Source organism: Pseudomonas fluorescens, from assembly GCF_018614775.1.
Taxonomy (GTDB): domain Bacteria; phylum Pseudomonadota; class Gammaproteobacteria; order Pseudomonadales; family Pseudomonadaceae; genus Aquipseudomonas; species Aquipseudomonas fluorescens_BY.
This window is the reverse complement of the sequence record NZ_JAGGOF010000060.1, coordinates 15672-33982: the sequence shown is the minus strand read 5'-3', so window position 1 is coordinate 33982 and position 18311 is coordinate 15672. Positions and strand designations below refer to the sequence as shown.

The following is an 18311-nucleotide window of genomic DNA, read 5'->3' as shown; positions in this document are numbered from 1 at the left end:
AGGGGGAGGTGCTTCTTGAGGCGAGAGTATTTACCACAAAAATCGGAAAGAAGGAAAAAGCATATCAACGTACTGGCAAGGCACCCACTCGCTTCGATATCCCATCGCCATGAGTGAAGGCATTCCTAAGCACAAAAAAAAAGCCACTCATCTGAGTGGCTTTTTTGTGAATCTTGGAGCGGGAAACGAGACTCGAACTCGCGACCCCGACCTTGGCAAGGTCGTGCTCTACCAACTGAGCTATTCCCGCGTCTTGGTGTGGCGCATTCTATAGATTCAGATTACGCCGTCAACCCTTTGATTCAAAAAAGTTTATTTGGGGTCTACGTCCGTCCGCAGATGCGGCCAGGCGGCGCGCAGGTACTGGACCATCGACCACAACGTCAGGCCTGCCGAAACCAGCAGCAACGCATAGCCCAACAGGACCCAGAAGCTGAAGTCCGACGGGTTGGCCAGCAGGACCACCAGCGCCATCATCTGCGCGGCGGTTTTCCATTTGCCCAGGTTGGACACCGCCACCTGGGCGCGGGCGCCCAGTTCGGCCATCCACTCACGCAGCGCCGAGACGACGATTTCGCGGCCGATGATCACCGCCGCTGGCAAGGTCAGCCAGAGGTTGCCATGTTCCTGCACCAGCAGCACCAGGGCCACCGCGACCATCAGCTTGTCGGCCACCGGATCGAGGAACGCGCCGAACGGCGTGCTCTGCTCCAGGCGTCGGGCCAGGTAGCCGTCCAGCCAGTCGGTTGCGGCGGCGAAGGCGAAGACCGAGGCCGAAGCCGCGTAGCTCCAGTGGTACGGCAAATAGAACAGCAATATGAAGATCGGGATCAGCAGGACACGTAGGACGGTAATCAGATTTGGGATATTCATCGGCACAACTGGCTGCAAAGTTAACGGGCATTCTACTCGCTGTGCAGGTTTGCATAAATCGACTCAGCGAGCTTTTTACTGATACCGGGTGCTTTGGCTATCTCTTCGATGCTGGCACGAGACAGCTCCTGCAATCCACCAAAATGTTTCAACAGGTCGCGACGCCGCGTCGGGCCGACCCCCGCCACGCCTTCCAGGGTAGAGGTACGGCGGGTCTTGCCACGGCGGGCGCGGTGTCCGGTGATGGCGAAACGGTGCGCTTCGTCGCGGATCTGCTGGATCAGGTGCAACGCCGGAGAATCGCCTTTCAGGGTGAATTCATGGGCCGCATCGTTCAGGTACAGGGTTTCGAAGCCGGCCTTGCGCGTCGCGCCCTTGGCCACGCCCAGCAGGATCAGGTCGGGGACCATCAGCTCATTGAGCACGTCGCGGGCCATGGACAGTTGGCCTTTGCCACCGTCCACCAGCAGGATATCCGGCAGCTTGCCCTCCCCGTCCTTCAGCTTGCCGAAGCGCCGCATCAGCGCCTGGTGCATCGCCGCGTAGTCATCCCCCGGCGTAACGCCTTCGATGTTGTAGCGGCGGTAATCGGACTTGATCGGGCCTTCCGGGCCGAACACCACGCAGGAGGCCACCGTCGCCTCGCCGCTGGAATGGCTGATGTCGTAGCACTCCAACCGTTGCGGTGGCTCCGCCAGATTGAGCACCTCGGCGAGGGCATCGAACCGCGCGGCCACGTGCTGGCGGTTGGCCAAGCGCGCACCCAGGGCCTGTTCGGCGTTGGTTACGGCCAGTTGTTGCCAGCGCGCGCGAGTGCCGCGAACGCGGTGGCTGATGGTCAGTTCACGACCGCGAAGCGTATCAATGGCTTCGATCAGCGCCGGGAAGTCTTCATGGACCACGTTGACGATCAATTCGGCAGGCAGGTCGCGTTCCGGGCTGCTGACGTAATACTGGCCCAGAAAAGCCGCCATCACCTCGGACACGTCTTCCTCGATACCCACCTGCGGAAAGAAGTTCTTGCTGCCGAGCACGCGACCGCCGCGCACGCTGATCAAGTGGACGCAAGCGCCACCCGGGTTGATGAACGACGCGATCACGTCGACATCGCCGCTGCCGCCCTCCATGCTCTGCTGGTCCTGCACGCGGCGCAGCAACCCGATCTGATCGCGCAACTCGGCAGCCCGCTCGAACTCCAGGTTGACCGCCGCGTCTTCCATCGCCGCCGACAGCTCGTCGGTCAATGCGTTGCTACGGCCTTCCAGGAACATCACCGAGTGACGCACGTCCTCGGCGTAGACTTCAGGCTCGACCAGCCCCACGCAAGGCGCCTTGCACCGCTTGATCTGGTATTGCAGGCAGGGTCGGGTACGGTTCTTGTAGTAGCTGTCTTCACACTGGCGAACAAAGAAGGTCTTCTGCAACAGGCTCAGGCTTTCACGAATCGCCCCGGCGCTGGGATAAGGTCCGAAGTATCGGCCCTTGGCCTTCTTCGCCCCTCGATGGATGCTCAGGCGCGGAAACGCCCCGTCGGACAGGAACACGTACGGGTAGGATTTGTCGTCGCGCAACAGGATGTTGTACGGCGGCCGCCATTCCTTGATCAGCGTCTGCTCAAGCAGCAGCGCTTCGGTTTCGTTGGCGGTGATGGTGGTTTCGATCTGCGCGATGCGTCCCACCAGGGCAGCGGTCTTCGGCGCCAGGCCAGTCTTGCGGAAATAACTCGCCAGGCGTTTCTTGAGGTTCTTGGCCTTGCCGACATAGAGCAGGCGCGCGTCGCTGTCGAACATGCGGTACACGCCCGGGCGGCCGCTGCAGGTAGACAGGAAAGCGCTTGGATCAAACAGTTCGGTCATTGTCAGGCGCTGGCATCGACCATGCCGTGGCGCACCGCCAGCAGCGTCAACTCGACATCACTGCTGATCGAAAGCTTCTCGAAGATACGGTAACGGTAGGTATTGACGGTCTTGGGCGACAGGCACAGCTTGTCGGAGATGATCTGCACCTTCTGGCAACCGACAATCATCAGGGCAATCTGGATTTCCCGTTCCGACAACGCGTCGAAGGGCGAGTCGTTGGTCGGCTGGAACGACTTGATTGCCAACTGCTGGGCGATCTGCGGGCTGATGTAGCGCTGCCCGGCAAAAACCAGACGAATGGCCTGGACCATTTCGTTCAGGCCGGCGCCCTTGGTGAGATAGCCCGCCGCGCCCGCCTGCAACAACCGGGTGGGGAACGGATCTTCTTCACAGACAGTCACCGCGACCACCTTGATGTCCGGGTGGCTGCGCAACAGTTTGCGCGTGGCTTCCAGACCGCCGATGCCAGGCATCTTGACGTCCATCAACACCACGTCGGGCTTGAGTTCACGCGCCTTGATCAGGGACTCTTCCTCGGACTCGGCCTGGCCTACGACCTGCAGACCATCGATATCAGCCAGCATTCGTGTAATGCCCGTACGGACGAGATCATGGTCATCGACCACTAACACCCTAATCAAGCAGACACCTCACGATTTGGTCTTATTTGGGTTGGTCAACACCTTAGCAAAAAGCATCCGGCAGACCTAGCGCAAAGGGGCATATAAAAATTACAACAAGTCTTATAGACACCTGAGCCGGAGCGTCAAGCGCTGGCGTCTCGCTCCATCCTCAGGAAACACTCGTCCTCGCCGACGACCCGCAGCCCCATGCGTTCATACAGCGCCCTGGCGGGGTTGTTCTTGAACACCGTCAGACGCAACGCCGGGCGTCGCTCCAGCGTCACCAGGTCCCAGACCTGTCCGATCGCCCAGGTTCCGGCGCCCTGCCCCCTACACGTCTCGGCTATCTGTAGCTCCCGGATATACAACGCCCGGGCATCGCGACTGAGGCTGACAAAACCCATGTCCTGATCGTCGCGACAGATAATCCAGCTCTGGCGAATGATCCACGCCAGGTCGAACGCCTCGTCCTGCCACAGCAATTGATGCTGCAAATAATAAGGGAGCATATTGACGCAGGTCAGTTGCCGGGCGAAACCGATGTCTGCGGCCGTTGCCGCACGCCATTGGAAACTCATGAGTACCTCGTCAAGACATTGCCACCGGAACGACTTGCCCGGCCCAGCCCTCAACGGTGCGGCGGGCGATCACCAACAGATCGCCCGTGCCCGGCGCTGCCGCGATCTGCGAACCGTCCGGCGCCCAGATGGCGCTGCGACCGGCCGACTCCCAGCCTCCGGTGGCGCCACCATGATTAGCCATCAGCACCGTCATGGCATGTTGCCTGGCATAACCTTGCAACAAGGTCGTATCGGGCACGTAGCCACCTTCGGTGATCAACACGCCTGCTGCATACAGCGTAGCGCCTCGCCCGGCTGCCGCTGCGGCATGGCTGGCGTGGGAAAAGTCCGCGCACACGGCCAGCGCGATGCGGTCCTGATCCATTTCCAATAATGAGCCGCCATGGCCCGGGGCGAAGGCAATTTCTTCTCCCGGGTGCAAGTGCTGCTTGCTGTACACCCCAAGGGAACCGTCAGCGCCCAGTACCAGGGCGCCAATCAATGCCGGTGCATCGACCGACAACCGAATCGGCATGCCAACCACAGCGGTCAAGCCAAGCGCCTGCGCCAGCTCACGCAACGGTTGCAACAGCGCATCCTCCGGCAGGATCGCCAGATCCACAGCCAGGCCAAGCTCGTACCCGGTCAGTGACAGCTCGGGAAACACCAACAACTGCACATTCCGTTCGGCGGCCGCCTGCATGAAGCGCTGATGGCGGATAACGTTTGCCCGGACATCCCCCGCGATGGAGATCGACTGGGCCGCGGCAAAAACTGGAACGGTCATGGTGCTTCCCTGAAAGATGGCTTAAACCAAAGTTTGTCATAACGCCCGACGGACTCAAGCCAGATGAACAATCCCATGGCGTCGATAGCATTTTCTGATTGAACCGGCGCACCGGCCTCGAGTAAGCTCGGGACCATTCAACGGAGACAGACCATGTTCAACGCCCCTTCACCGCTTCAAACCACCGGCGCCCCGCGCTCGGTAGCGGCTGCCTGGGCGAACAGTGTCCAGGCTCCGGTCAGCTTTTATTTTGGGTATTGGTTTAGCCACTGGCGCGCCTGATACCCAACCGGCGCCCACTTTAAACGGGTCGCCCTCCAGAGTTCTCAAAACCCCCGGTCGGCTTCCCGACCGGGGGTTTTGTTTTTCAGCGCCACACACATTCGCACCACCCGACGCCTTTGAGGATTGAACCATGAACTACGCCACTTATTACCGTTACGACTTTTGCGCCTGGCGATTTAGCAACCCCCGTTCGGGACAGCCTGCCGCCTCCGATCGGTCACCTATCGGTGGCATGCCAACACTCCGGGCCCCTAAGGCCAACTGTCGAACACCCCACTAGGGCCGGCGCGGGAACGAACCCGCAGCTCGCCCAGGAAGCCAGATCATGAATTCGTCCGTATCCGCTTTGCCGCTGTCCACGCTCAACCCGGCCAATGAAGCCCTGACCCTGCGTCTGCCCAGCTCATTGCAGCTCAAACACCAGTTGCCGCTCAGCCATGCGTTGAGCCAACAAGTCGACACCCATCGCCAGGCCATTCGCGCGATCCTCGACGGCGAGGACAGCCGCCTGCTGGTCATCGTCGGCCCCTGCTCCATCCACGACCCGAAATCCGCTCTCGAATACGCCGCCAACCTCGCTCGCATGGCTCACGAAGTGAGCGACAGCCTGTTGCTGGTGATGCGCGCCTACGTGGAAAAACCCCGCACCACCGTCGGCTGGAAAGGTCTGGCCTACGACCCCGGCCTGGATGGCAGCGATGACATGGCCGCCGGCCTGACGCTGTCCCGGGAGCTGATGCGCGAGATGCTGCAGCTCGGCCTGCCGGTCGCCACCGAGCTGTTGCAACCCATGGCCGCCAGCTACTTCGACGACTTGCTCAGTTGGGTCGCCATCGGCGCCCGCACCACCGAATCGCAGATCCACCGGGAAATGGCCAGCGGTCTGGGCCTGCCGGTCGGTTTCAAGAACGGCACGGACGGCGGCGTCGGCATTGCCTGCGATGCCATGCGCTCTGCGGCCCATCCCCATCGGCATTTCGGCGTCGACAGCCAGGGGCATCCGGCGATCATCCAGACCCAGGGCAACCCCGACACTCACATGGTGCTGCGCGGCGGCCATCGCGGGCCGAACTATGACCGACAGAGTGTCGCGCAGGTCCACAGCGACCTGACCCGCCTGAAGATTCCGACACGGATCATGGTCGACTGCAGCCACGCCAACAGCGGCAAGGACCCGTTGCGTCAGCCGCAGGTATTCAACGACGTGCTGGACCAACGGCTGCAAGGAAACCACTCGCTGATCGGCATGATGCTGGAAAGTCACCTGTTCGAGGGCTGCCAGCCGGTAGGCCCGTCGATGCGCTACGGCGTATCGGTCACCGATGGCTGCCTGGGCTGGGAATCCACCGAGCAGCTGTTACGCGAGGCCCATCGTAAATTGCAGTCGGCCGTCTGAGATCCTGGCTGGCGCCAGTCGGCTCAGTCACAGACCTGTGGGAGCAAAGCTTGNNCGAGCAAGCTTTGCTCCCACGGGGTTTATGTCCAAGCCAGGGTTATTCTCAGCCTTGCGCCCCGGAACGAACCTGCACCGTCACCTCCCCCGAACGCTGGCTGACGTCGTCCAGCCGTTCGATCTGATAGAACAGCTGCACCGAGCGCCCACGCTGAACCTGCCAGAACGCCGCCGGCACGACAAAGGTCACCGGCTGACCTGCCGTGGCCTCGGTGATCTCCCGCTCATCGACGTAAGCATGGCTGCCATTGCACTGCAGCCAGATCAGCTCTCCGGGCTCAAGTCCGGCGCCATAGATAACCACCGTCACACCCTTCGAAAAATCATCGACCTCCAGCAGGCCATCGTTCAACGCCTCGATCCGCGGCAGCTCCAGCGCCGGACGTACCAAGGGACCGATGTGCAGCGCCAGGGCCTCGGCGCGGCGCACCGAATGACCGCGCCTGACGACATACGTCAAGGCCAGTTCATGGCCGACATGGCCGGCGAATTGCGAATGGTCCAGCCAGAACGACACCTCACCACCAACGGCATGGGCTTCTATTTCCAACATGTCCCGCCAAAGTGGTTTGTCATCCCGGCTGGCAATCAGGATCAGCCGATCTCCGACCGCCATTCGGGAATAGGGTCGAACGGTCATGCGCGTCCCTTCCGGTACCCGCCCGGGATCCAGCGCGCCACCCACTGCATCATCGGCGACGACAGGCAGCAACTGCGGCGAGGCATCGCCAATCTCCAGTTGCAAGGGTTCCGAGACCAGCGTGGTCGGTAGCCGCCTGCCCGTCACCCGGCAGGACACTTCCAGTGAACCGCCATCCAGCTCGGCGATATGCGGTTCGCGTACGACAAACACGACGTGTCGTCCGACCTGCCGCTCGGTCACGAACCCTCGCACTTCGTGTCGGTAGGGCTCGGCGTCCGAGTTGAGTCCGTGCCAGCACAGCAGCACTTCATCCCCGCAGGTCATCAGTGGATAGGCCCGCAGGGTAATGACCACCTTGCGCCAGGCAGGGTTGATCACCCCGCCCTTGGCCGCAGCCACGGAAGGCGCCGGAAGTTTCGCAGACGATGCAAGCAGGGCTCGCTGGGGAGATCGGTAGGTGTTCATGTAAAGCTCCAGTCCTTGGATAGAGGCAGCGTTTTCACATAACGGCGCCCGATGCCCCATTAAAACCCCATCGGCGCAAACGTTCAGTCAGGCAAAAACGACGCTGAGCGTCGTCCTCGGCGCCCAGGGCTGTAGCTGCAAACGCCATGAGTTATCGGAAGCATCCGACGACTTCGTACGCCAGCGGTGGAATAGCCGATTCTTCCCGCTTCTTTTAATCCGCTTTCCGTAATTCAGCGCGGTTTCTTCCTACACCGCCCAACAAACGCCTGGATTAGAGTGAGGACGCAAACTCAACGTGAACCTCCTCGAAAAGGGTACGAACATGCAACGGAATGCAACCACACGATTTCCCATCCTGCTGGTCCATGGGTTGTTCGGGTTTGACCGGATCGGCGGTTTTGAACTGTTCCATGGCATCAAGCAGGCATTGCGTATTGCCGGTGCCCGGGTCTTCATCCCCTGCTTGTCGGCCACTCACTCCAATGAGGCCCGCGGCGAACAATTGCTGGCACAGGTCGAGCGGATCCTCAGTGGTACCGGCGCGACCAAGGTCAACCTGATCGGGCACTGCCAGGGCGCACTCGCCGCACGCTATGCCGCCGCGCTGACACCCGAACGGGTGGCTTCGGTGACCTCGGTCAGCGGCCCCAACCAGGGTTCCGAACTGGCCGACTTCCTGCACAAAGCCCTCACCCCAGGACGGTTGCCGGGACATGTGGCCGGCCATATCGCTACGTTGTTCGCCGACTTTCTCTCATTGCTCGGTGGCGAGAGGCAGCTCCCCGGCGCGGCCATCGCAACCCTGGGTGCGCTGACCACCGAAGGCGTCGGCGCTTTCAATGATAAATACCCTCAAGGTCTGCCCAGGCACTGGGGAGATCAGGGTCCGGAAAAGGTCAACGGCGTGCGCTACTACTCGTGGAGCGGCACGTTACCCGTCACTAACGATGGGGGCCCCGATGCGGAGCTGCCCTTGCATGGGTTCTGCCGGGCCTTCTCCGAATATTTCATTACCGAAGCCGGGCAGAACGATGGCATGGTCGGGCGCTTCAGCTCGCACCTGGGCAAGGTCATTCGCTCCGACTATCCCATGGACCACCTGGACGCCATCAATCAGGCGGTGGGCAAATACCGCAGCGGTACCGACCCGATTGCGCTGTACCTGCGGCATGCCGAGCGCCTGCGCAAAGCCGGCCTTTGATCGACAGGCCCAAGGTTTTGACGCATTTTTGACAACACCCGCTTAACGAATCCGGTAGGCTCAACACCTTTAAAATATCGAAAGGAGATTTTCCCCATGGCCAAAGCCACTGCCCGTCACATCCTGGTGTCCAGCGAAGAAAAGTGCAACGAACTGAAAACCCAGATCGAAGACGGCGCCGACTTCGCCGAAGTCGCCAAGGCCAACTCTTCCTGCCCGTCCAGCCGTCAGGGCGGCGACCTGGGTTCGTTCGGTCCAGGCCAGATGGTCAAGGAATTCGACACCGTGGTGTTCAGCGCCCCGATCAATGTGGTCCAGGGTCCGGTTAAGACCCAGTTCGGCTACCACCTGCTGGAAGTCACCAGCCGCCAGGACTGATCCCGGTTTGTCGATATGACGGCCCGCCCTTCGGTGGGCCGTTGTGTTTACGTCACATGAAGGGGCTGGCGATCAGCGCCCCGCTCGCGTACAAATCGTGCGTATCGATCACCCGGCTCTAAGGCTGACAATGCGACTGGCGTTCCCTTCACTGCTGCTGACTGCCGTGGCCCTGCTGACAGGTGCCGCCGCTGTGGATGCCGCACCGCAACATGCCTTGACCGTCTATGGCGAACCGGCCAGATATGCCGAAGGCTTCGGCCACTTCGCCTATGCCAACCCCCAGGCGCCCAAGGGCGGCACAATGCGCCGTTCGGCCGTTGAAATCGGCCACTTCGATCATGTCCTGCCCTACATCGACAAAGGCATCGGCGTCAGCCAGATCGACGGCATGCTGTATTCGCCACTGGCCCAGCGCTCGCTGGACGAGCCCTACACCGTCTATGGCCTGGTGGCCGAGAAGATGGAGCGCTCGGACGACGGCCTGTCCCTGCGTTTCTACCTGAACCCCAAGGCCCGCTTCGCCGATGGCAAACCCATCACCGCCGCGGACGTGCGCTACAGCTTCGAGCTGTTGATGAGCCAGGGCAGCCTGCGCTATCGCACCCAGTTCGCCGCCGTCAAAGGCGTCGACATCGAAGACGAACGCACCGTGCGCTTCGACTTCAAGAACAACGAAAGCCGCACCCTGCCCCTGGACATCGCCACCTTGCCGGTGCTTCCCGAACACTGGTGGAAGACCCGTGACTTCGGCAACGGCGGGGGCTATGAGCCGCCGCTGGGCAGTGGTCCGTATCGGGTGAGCAAGGTCGATTCCGGCCGCAGCATCACTTTTGAGCGCAACGCCGATTGGTGGGGCAAGGACCTGCCGGTCAGCCGCGGGCTCTACAATTTCGACCATTTCAGCATCGAGTATTTCGGCGACACCGACGTGGCCCGGCAGGTGCTGCGCGGCGGCGCCTACGACTACAACCGCGAGTTCTCCGCCACCGCCTACTCAATTGGCTACGACAGCCCGGCCCTGCACGACGGTCGCCTGCAAAAAGCCCACCTCGCCACCGAAGCACCACAGACGGCCCAGGGTTTCGTCTTCAACCTGCAACGCCCGCAGTTCCAGGATCGACGTGTGCGCCAGGCCCTGGCGCTGCTCTGGGACTTCGAGTGGAGCAACCGCCAGATGATGCGCAACCTCTATGTGCGTCAGCAGAGCTTCTTCTCCAACACCGACCTTGCTGCGCGGCAACTGCCTGATGCGGCCGAGCGGGCGATCCTCGAACCGTTGCGTGGCCAGGTCCCCGACGAGGTCTTCAGCCAAGTGTTCGAAGCACCGAAAACCGACGGCAGCGGCGTGATCCGCGACAAGCAACTGCAAGCCCTGGCCCTGCTCGAACAAGCCGGTTGGAAGCCCGACGGCGACCGCCTGGTCAATGCCGACGGCGAACCGTTGAGCTTCACGTTCCTGAATACCCAGAACGGTATGGACCGCCTGTTGCTGCCCTACAAGCGCAACCTGGCGCAGATCGGCATCGACATGAGCATCCGCCGCATCGACTCGTCCCAGTACGTCAATCGGCTGATGAGCCGCGACTACGACATGATCGTCACCGGCTACCCCGTCAGCACTTCGCCGGGCATTGAACTCTACAATTACTTCGGTTCGGCAGCGGCCAACGACCCGGGCGCCAACAATTACATGGCCTTGAAGAATCCGGCGGTGGACAGCCTGATCGACGGACTGGTCAAGGCCACCACCCAAAGCGACATGCTCCGCCATGCCCACGCGCTGGACCGGGTGCTGCAATGGAATTATTACTGGATCCCCAACTATTACCCGCCGGGCAGCTCGACCGTGTGGTGGAACCGCTTCGGTATTCCGAAGGTCCAGGCCAGTAATGACGAAGCCATCGAAAGCTGGTGGGAAATCAGCACCACGCCGCTGACCAACGAGCAGATGACCGCCGAGCGGATCAAGCGTGGCGCACCCGGAGGACGGCACTGATGTGGGCTTATATCGCGCGGCGCCTGCTGCTGATCATTCCGACGCTGGTGATCATCCTGCTGGTCAATTTTGCCATCGTCCAGGCCGCGCCAGGCGGGCCGGTGGAACAGGCCATCGCTCACCTGCAAGGCATCGGCGGCGCCAGCGTCGGCAGCTCGGGCAATGCCATGACCGGCAGCTCCCGGGCCAGCCGCGGCCTGGACCCGCAGTTGATCAAGGACATCGAGAAACAATACGGCTTCGACAAACCGGCCCATGAACGCCTGTGGCTGATGCTCAGCAGCTACGCCCGGCTGGACTTCGGCAAGAGTTTCTTCCGCGGCGCCACGGTCACCGACCTGATCCTGGAAAAGATGCCGGTGACCATTTCCCTCGGACTGTGGGCAACGCTGATCACCTACCTGGTATCGATCCCCCTGGGCATCCGCAAGGCGGTGCATCACGGCTCGGCCTTCGATGTGTGGAGCAGCACGGCGATCATCATCGGCTATGCCATGCCGGCGTTCCTCTTCGCGATGTTCCTGATCGTGGTGTTTGCCGGTGGCTCGTCACTGAACTGGTTTCCGGTACGCGGGCTGGTGTCGGAAAACTTCGAGTCGCTGTCGACGCTGGGCAAGGTCGCCGATTACTTCTGGCACCTGGTGCTGCCGGTCACGGCGCTGGTGATCGGCGGCTTCGCCACCCTGACGATCCTGACCAAGAACTCGTTCCTCAATGAAATCACCCGCCAATACGTCGTCACCGCGCGGGCCAAGGGCATGAGCGAACGACGGGTGCTGTACGGGCATGTGTTCCGCAACGCGATGCTGCTGGTGGTGTCGGGCATTCCCCAGGCGTTCATCAGTGTGTTCTTTGCCGGGTCGCTGCTGATCGAGGTGATTTTCTCCCTCGATGGCCTGGGTCGCATGAGCTACGAGGCGGCGGTGTCCCGCGATTATCCGGTGGTGTTCGGCTCGCTGTTCATCTTCACGCTGTTCGGCCTGCTGATCAAACTCATCGGCGACCTCTGCTACACCCTGGTGGACCCGCGCATCGACTTCGCCGCGAGGAACGCCTGATGTTCACGTTGTCCCCACTGGGCCGCCGACGCTTCGAGCGTTTCAAGAAAAACCGCCGGGGCTGGTGGTCACTGTGGCTGTTCATCGGCCTGTTCGTCCTGACCCTGGGCGGCGAACTGATCGCCAACGACAAGCCGTGGGTGGTGAGCTATCAGGGCTCGCTGTATTTCCCGGTATTCAAGCGCTATACCGAACAGGAATTTGGTGGGCAGTTACCGTTCCAGGCCGACTACCGCAGCAGCTACGTGCAGAACCTGATCCACAAGGACGGCGGCTGGCTAGTGTTTGCGCCGATCCCGTTCAGTGACGACACGCCCAACTACGACCTCGCTCAACCAGCCCCGAGCCCGCCCACTTCAGTGAACTGGCTGGGCACCGATGATCAGTCCCGGGACGTGCTGGCCCGGGTGATCTTCGGTGCGCGGGTGTCGATCCTGTTCGCCCTGGCGCTGACCGCCATCAGCGCGCTGATCGGCATCGCCGCCGGTGCGTTGCAGGGCTACTACGGCGGCTGGGTGGATCTGCTGGGGCAGCGTTTGCTGGAAGTCTGGTCCGGACTGCCGGTGCTCTACCTGCTGATCATTCTGTCCGGCTTCGTCGAGCCGAATTTCTGGTGGCTGCTGGGAATCATGGCTTTGTTTTCCTGGCTGGCGCTGGTGGACGTGGTACGGGCCGAGTTCCTGCGCGGGCGCAACCTCGAATACGTGAAAGCCGCGCGCGCCCTGGGCCTGTCCGACCGCAAGGTGATCGTGCGGCATATCCTGCCCAACGCGATGAATGCCACCCTGAGCTACCTGCCATTCATTCTCACCGGGGCAATCTCCACCCTCACCGCTTTGGATTTCCTCGGCTTCGGCATGCCGGCCGGCAGCGCCTCGCTGGGCGAGCTGATTGGCCAGGGCAAGCAGAACCTGCAGGCACCGTGGCTCGGGCTGACGGCATTTTTTACCCTGGCATTGATCCTGTCGCTGCTGGTGTTCATTGGGGAGGCACTGCGCGATGCATTCGATCCACGATCCTGAAGCCCGGATGAGCGAAAACCTGGTCGAGATCCGCGACCTGAGCGTGGCCTTCAACGACCACACCGTGGTGCGCAACCTGTGCCTGGACATCCGCCCCGGCGAATGCCTGGCGCTGGTGGGCGAATCGGGTTCCGGCAAGTCGGTGACGGCCCATTCGATCCTGCAATTGCTGCCCGCAACCGGCACCCGCACCACCGGCAGCATTCGCTATCGCGGCCAGGAACTGGTGGGCGCCGAAGCGAAGGCGTTGCGCGAGCTGCGCGGCAACCGCATCGCAATGATCTTCCAGGAACCCATGACCTCGCTGAACCCGCTGCACAGCGTCGAAAAGCAGATCGGCGAAACCCTGATGCTGCACCGGGGCCTGGGCGGTAAAGCAGCCCGCCAGCGCATCCTCGAACTGCTCGCCCTGGTGGGCATCCAGAAACCTGCCGAACGGCTCAAGGCCTATCCCCATCAACTGTCCGGCGGCCAGCGGCAACGGGTGATGATTGCCATGGCCCTGGCCTGCGAGCCGGAGCTGTTGATCGCCGACGAGCCGACCACCGCGCTGGACGTGACCGTGCAGCGCAAGATTCTGCTGCTGCTCAAATCCCTCCAGCAGCGGCTCGGCATGTCCTTGCTGCTGATCAGCCACGATTTGAACCTGGTGCGCAGCATCGCCCAGCGGGTATGCGTAATGAAGGCCGGGGAGATCGTCGAGCAAGCGCCCTGCGAGACCCTGTTCAGCGCACCGAAACATCCCTACAGCTGCGAACTGCTGCACGCCGAACCAGAGGGCGAAGCCTTGCCCCGGGACGACCGCGAGGACGTGTTGCAAGTGCACGACCTGAGGGTGAGCTTCCCCCTGGGCGGCGGGCTGTTCCGCCGCAAGGAATACCTGCGCGCCGTGGACGGGATCAGCCTGAACATCCAGCGCGGCAAGACCCTGGGCATTGTCGGCGAGTCCGGTTCCGGCAAGTCCACACTGGGCCAGGCGATCCTGCGACTGATCGAATCCGAGGGCAGCATTCGCTTCCAGGGTGAGGCTCTCGATCAACTGTCGCAAAAAGCCCTTCGCCCTTGGCGCAAGCAGATGCAGGTGGTGTTCCAGGACCCATTCGGCAGCCTCAGCCCACGGATGTCGGTGCAGCAGATCATCAGCGAAGGCCTGGAGGTCCACAGCCCGTCCAGCCCCAAGGAATGCGAAGCCCAGGTGATCCAGGCCCTCGAGGAAGTCGGCCTCGATCCCCAGAGCCGCCACCGCTATCCGCACGAATTTTCCGGTGGCCAACGCCAACGCATCGCCATCGCCCGGGCACTGGTGCTCAAGCCGGCGCTGATCCTGCTGGATGAACCCACCTCGGCCCTGGACCGCACCGTGCAGAAACAAGTGGTCGCCCTGCTCCGCCAGCTCCAGGAAAAGCACGGCCTGACCTACCTGTTCATCAGTCACGACCTGACGGTGGTGCGCGCCCTGGCCCATGACATGATCGTGATCAAGGACGGCAAGGTGGTCGAGCAAGGCGCCAGCCACGCGCTATTCGAGTCACCCCGACATCCGTATACCAGGGAGTTGCTGGCGGCGGCGCATCCTGGATAACCGGGCCAGCCTTCAGCCGACGACTCAGGCGCCGCGTCGCTGGTCCAGGGTGTTGGCGAACTCGCCCATCACCGTCACGACCTGTTGCGCGCCCCGATGAATATCCAGGATCACCTCGCCTGCCTGGTTGGCCAGCGTAACCCCCTGTTCCGCCTTGAGGGTGCTGGACTGCATGCTGGTGACGGCCTGCCTGGCGAGTTCGCGGTTCTTGCCGACCACCTCAGTAATGGCGACGGTGGCCTGGCTCGTACGCCGGGCCAGGTTGCGCACTTCATCGGCTACAACCGCAAAGCCGCGCCCCTGCTCGCCCGCGCGGGCGGCTTCGATGGCCGCGTTGAGGGCCAGCAGGTTGGTTTGTTCGGCAATACCCCGGATGGCGTCGACGATACTGCCGATTTCCTCGGACTGTGCGCTCAGGGCCCCAATGCCCGTCGCCACAGCTTGAAGCTCATCGGCGATGCTTTGCACGACGGTCACGGTTTTTTGCACGACCGCCGTGCCCAACCGAGTGTGCTCATCGGTCTGCCGGGACGTCTCGAAGGCCAGCTGCGCCGCCTTCGATTCAGTTTGGCGTTGCTCGATCTCCCCCGTGCAATCGGTGGCGAACTTGACCACCCCATACAAATGGCCTTGGGCGTCATACAGCGGATTGTAGGTTGCTTGCAGCCAGACGGTGGCGCCGCGTTTGTCGACCCGCTGGAATAGACCACTCATGTACTCGCCCCGGTTCAGTGCGGCCCAGAAACCACGATAGGCTTCGCTTTGTGTTTCGCTGGGCTGGCAGAAGAGACGGTGGTGCTGGCCGCGCACTTCTTCCAGGCCATACCCCATCACCTTCAGGAAATTCGCATTGGCCTTCACCACCTGCCCGCTCAGGTCGAACTCGATGACCGCCATCGAACGGTCGATCGCCTGGATGAAGCTGGACTCGACCTGGGAACGAAGCACGCGATCATTGATATCGCGCACGATGCTGATGATGCGCTGCACGCCCGCACCCGCCTGTCGCACCGGGACGTAATCCGCTTCCACCCACAACCCGTGTCCGTCGCGGGTCGACTGCAAAAACCGCTCGCTGACACTGTCACCTCGGGCCAAGCATTGCCACAGCGTCGCGTACTGTCGACTGCAAGCATGCGCCGGCTCGCAAAATGCCTGGTGAGGCTTGCCCAGAACCTCGTCAAGCGAGTACCCGGTCATCTGCAGGAACAAGGGGCTGGCGTCGAGTACTTCCCCTGTCGGTGCGAGCTCGAGCACGGCCATGGAGCGATGCAGGGCATTGCGCTCCATTTCAAGACAAGCCTGCCTGGACTGTATTTCCTGCAGGGCCTGCTGATGCTTGCGACGACGAATGAACATGGGCACCGCTCCGGAACAATGGTTGCGTGGGTCGAGCCATCTGAAGGCACGGACGCCTTTTCGCTGGAGAGATGCCATTAAGCCATGATCGCTGAAGTAATTGTACAGTTTTTTGTGAATGTACAAGTTTAAGCGACCAACGCCATTCCTTTTATCGACCAGCGTGTTTCATTTCCAACCCATGTGCCAGCGCGTACTGTCACGCAGCTCGCGCCAGTCCAGAAGCGCCACGCGTCCGCTGTGGACCGCCTGCAATTCAACTTGCAGCGGCGTGCCGGCCTCGTCACTGATGAGCTTGATCACCAGAAAATGCTTTTCCCGATTGACTGGCGCGCAGGCTGTCCACTTCGAGAGGCTGAGTTTACGGGGATTGAACGCGTTCATAGGCTCGCCAAAAAATGTACAAAGACAAATAACTGTACAATGCAGCCGTCATCCATACCACGACTAAAATCGCTCGCGCGCTGTCAAGGATCGTCCATGGGGCCGGGGCACGAGCGGCCTGATCAGGCGGTTCTGCGGCATACTACCGGCGGCAACACCCCATCAGAGGACGCCCCATCCCACCGCTTTCTGGAAATGGCCGATGCACTCCACCGAAAACCTGAAGGACTACAAGCGCGTACGCACGCTGGCAATCCGTTCGTTGTTCGAGATCATCGAGCAGTCCAGCGAAGGCACAGTGATCGTCGACCGTGACGCGAACATCGTCTGGATGAATGAACGCTACGCCCGGCGCTTCGGCCTTGGCTCGGCGCAGGAGGCGATTGGCCGGGCCTGCGAAAGCGTGATCCCCGGCAGCCTGTTGCGCGAGGTGGTGCGTACCGGACAGCCGATCCTGCTGGACATGCAGGACATGCCCAAGGAACCACTGGTGGTCATGCGCCTGCCGATCCATGACAGTGCTGGCGCGGTCATCGGCGCCATCGGTTTTGCCCTGTTCGGCGAGCTGCACCGCCTGTCGCCCTTGCTCAAGCGCTACCAGAGCATGCAGGAAGAACTGGCCTCCACCCGTTCGCTGCTGCGGGCGCGGCAAACCAAGTACAACTTCGCCCACTTCATCGGCACCAGCAGCGCCGGGCTGGAGGTCAAGCGCCGCGCCCGACGCAGTGCCAGCACCGACTCGCCGGTGCTGCTGCTCGGCGAAACCGGCACCGGCAAGGAGTTACTGGCGCAGGCAATCCACAGTGCCTCGCCCCGTGCGCACAAAGCGTTCGTCAGCATCAACAGCGCGGCGATTCCCGAGTCGTTGCTGGAGGCCGAATTCTTCGGCACCGCACCCGGCGCCTTTACCGGCGCTGACCGCAAGGGCCGGGTCGGCAAACTGCAGATTGCCCAGGGCGGTACGTTGTTTCTCGATGAGATCGGCGACATGCCGTTGCCGCTGCAAAGCAAACTGCTGCGGGTGCTTCAGGAAAAGGAGTACGAACCGGTGGGTTCCAACGAGGTGCTGCAGAGCGATGTGCGGGTGATCGCGGCCACGTCCATGGATCTGGAGGCGGCGATCAAGCGCGGCGAGTTTCGCGCCGACCTGTATTACCGCCTCAACGTGCTGCCGATCCAGGTCCCCCCACTGCGCGAGCGCCTGGATGACCTGCCCGCCCTGAGCGACGCGATCCTGGAAGAACTGCGCAGCCAACACGAACTGAACCAGGACGCCCTTGACCTGCTGGGGCAACACGCCTGGCCAGGCAACATCCGCGAGCTGCGCAACGTGCTGGAACGGGCCGCGCTGCTCAGCGACAACCTGCTGCTGACCGCCGCCGACATCCGCGCGGCCATCGGTACGTTCATGCCAGTGAGCCGCTCGGCCAGCCCGACGCTGGAACCGCTGCCGCAGGAAACCTACAGCCAGGCCCGGGCGCGATTCGACCGGCAGTTGATCGAAACCACCCTCGCGCAATGTGGGGGCAAGGTGATTGAGGCTGCGCAGCGGCTGGGGCTGGGGCGGTCAACGTTGTACAAAAAGATGGTGGCGTTGGGGATTGCAGAGTCTCAATAGGGAGACTTTATTCTCATTTTTTAGACGCCGACTTTTTTGAGTGCTTCGCACTCTTCGCGAGCAAGCCCGCTCCCACAGGATCTGATGAAACCCTGTGGGAGCGGGCTTGCTCGCGAAGAGGCCATTCGAATCACAAATTCTCAAAAAAGAGACAGAAAC

16 protein-coding genes and 1 tRNA gene are annotated in these 18311 nt (G+C 61.9%); 8 read left to right on the top strand and 9 right to left on the bottom strand.

The genetic code is table 11. From position 1 onward, the window contains the following. Positions 1-174: 174 nt before the first annotated feature. From J7E36_RS16675 to J7E36_RS16650, 6 genes are all read right to left on the bottom strand, one after another. A tRNA-Gly gene (locus J7E36_RS16675) sits at positions 175-250 on the bottom strand. Between the two features lie 62 nt (positions 251-312). Continuing rightward, positions 313-873 carry a CDP-diacylglycerol--glycerol-3-phosphate 3-phosphatidyltransferase gene (gene pgsA / locus J7E36_RS16670; protein WP_215004896.1) on the bottom strand — a complete coding sequence of 187 codons (561 nt, stop codon included), beginning with the start codon at positions 871-873 and terminating at the stop codon, positions 313-315. 32 nt (positions 874-905) lie between these two features. Beyond that, the gene (gene uvrC, locus J7E36_RS16665) at positions 906-2729 is read right to left on the bottom strand and encodes an excinuclease ABC subunit UvrC (protein ID WP_215004894.1); all 1824 of its coding nucleotides are present in this window, start codon (positions 2727-2729) and stop codon (positions 906-908) included. A 2-nt stretch (positions 2730-2731) separates the two neighbouring features. Further along, positions 2732-3373, bottom strand: coding sequence for a response regulator transcription factor GacA (gacA, locus tag J7E36_RS16660; protein WP_215004891.1), 642 nt, complete (start codon positions 3371-3373; stop codon positions 2732-2734). 125 nt (positions 3374-3498) lie between these two features. Further along, positions 3499-3933: a GNAT family N-acetyltransferase gene (locus tag J7E36_RS16655; RefSeq protein WP_215004888.1), complete on the bottom strand. Its 435-nt coding sequence runs from the start codon at positions 3931-3933 to the stop codon at positions 3499-3501. A gap of 10 nt (positions 3934-3943) precedes the next feature. Then, positions 3944-4702 carry a carbon-nitrogen hydrolase family protein gene (locus J7E36_RS16650; protein WP_215004885.1) on the bottom strand — a complete coding sequence of 253 codons (759 nt, stop codon included), beginning with the start codon at positions 4700-4702 and terminating at the stop codon, positions 3944-3946. A gap of 610 nt (positions 4703-5312) precedes the next feature. Between J7E36_RS16650 and J7E36_RS16645 the strand changes: the two genes are divergently transcribed. Beyond that, positions 5313-6383, top strand: coding sequence for a 3-deoxy-7-phosphoheptulonate synthase (locus J7E36_RS16645; protein WP_215004883.1), 1071 nt, complete (start codon positions 5313-5315; stop codon positions 6381-6383). Between the two features lie 103 nt (positions 6384-6486). Here the strand turns inward: J7E36_RS16645 and J7E36_RS16640 are convergent, their stop codons facing one another. Then, positions 6487-7548 (bottom strand): hypothetical protein, encoded by a 1062-nt coding sequence (locus tag J7E36_RS16640; RefSeq protein WP_231286388.1) that lies wholly within the window; start codon positions 7546-7548, stop codon positions 6487-6489. A gap of 325 nt (positions 7549-7873) precedes the next feature. Between J7E36_RS16640 and J7E36_RS16635 the strand changes: the two genes are divergently transcribed. The 6 genes from J7E36_RS16635 to J7E36_RS16610 all read left to right on the top strand — a co-directional run bounded on the left by J7E36_RS16635 (position 7874) and on the right by J7E36_RS16610 (position 14791). Next, the gene (locus tag J7E36_RS16635) at positions 7874-8752 is read left to right on the top strand and encodes an esterase/lipase family protein (RefSeq protein ID WP_215004881.1); all 879 of its coding nucleotides are present in this window, start codon (positions 7874-7876) and stop codon (positions 8750-8752) included. 96 nt (positions 8753-8848) lie between these two features. Then, the gene (locus tag J7E36_RS16630; protein ID WP_215004879.1) at positions 8849-9130 is read left to right on the top strand and encodes a peptidylprolyl isomerase; all 282 of its coding nucleotides are present in this window, start codon (positions 8849-8851) and stop codon (positions 9128-9130) included. Between the two features lie 130 nt (positions 9131-9260). Beyond that, on the top strand, positions 9261-11129 hold the full coding sequence (locus tag J7E36_RS16625) for an extracellular solute-binding protein (RefSeq protein WP_215004877.1): 1869 nt from the start codon (positions 9261-9263) through the stop codon (positions 11127-11129). After that, positions 11129-12187 carry a microcin C ABC transporter permease YejB gene (locus tag J7E36_RS16620; RefSeq protein ID WP_215004875.1) on the top strand — a complete coding sequence of 353 codons (1059 nt, stop codon included), beginning with the start codon at positions 11129-11131 and terminating at the stop codon, positions 12185-12187. Before J7E36_RS16625 ends, J7E36_RS16620 begins: the two co-directional genes overlap by 1 nt. Then, the gene (locus J7E36_RS16615) at positions 12187-13209 is read left to right on the top strand and encodes an ABC transporter permease (protein WP_215004874.1); all 1023 of its coding nucleotides are present in this window, start codon (positions 12187-12189) and stop codon (positions 13207-13209) included. The genes J7E36_RS16620 and J7E36_RS16615 overlap by 1 nt, the downstream gene beginning before the upstream one ends. A gap of 7 nt (positions 13210-13216) precedes the next feature. Then, positions 13217-14791 carry an ABC transporter ATP-binding protein gene (locus tag J7E36_RS16610; protein ID WP_215004922.1) on the top strand — a complete coding sequence of 525 codons (1575 nt, stop codon included), beginning with the start codon at positions 13217-13219 and terminating at the stop codon, positions 14789-14791. Between the two features lie 24 nt (positions 14792-14815). Here the strand turns inward: J7E36_RS16610 and J7E36_RS16605 are convergent, their stop codons facing one another. Then, positions 14816-16150 (bottom strand): methyl-accepting chemotaxis protein, encoded by a 1335-nt coding sequence (locus J7E36_RS16605; protein WP_215004871.1) that lies wholly within the window; start codon positions 16148-16150, stop codon positions 14816-14818. Between the two features lie 168 nt (positions 16151-16318). Beyond that, positions 16319-16534, bottom strand: coding sequence for a TIGR02450 family Trp-rich protein (locus tag J7E36_RS16600; RefSeq protein WP_215004868.1), 216 nt, complete (start codon positions 16532-16534; stop codon positions 16319-16321). Between the two features lie 202 nt (positions 16535-16736). Between J7E36_RS16600 and J7E36_RS16595 the strand changes: the two genes are divergently transcribed. Then, on the top strand, positions 16737-18152 hold the full coding sequence (locus J7E36_RS16595; RefSeq protein WP_215004865.1) for a sigma-54 interaction domain-containing protein: 1416 nt from the start codon (positions 16737-16739) through the stop codon (positions 18150-18152). The last annotated feature ends 159 nt before the right edge of the window (positions 18153-18311 follow it).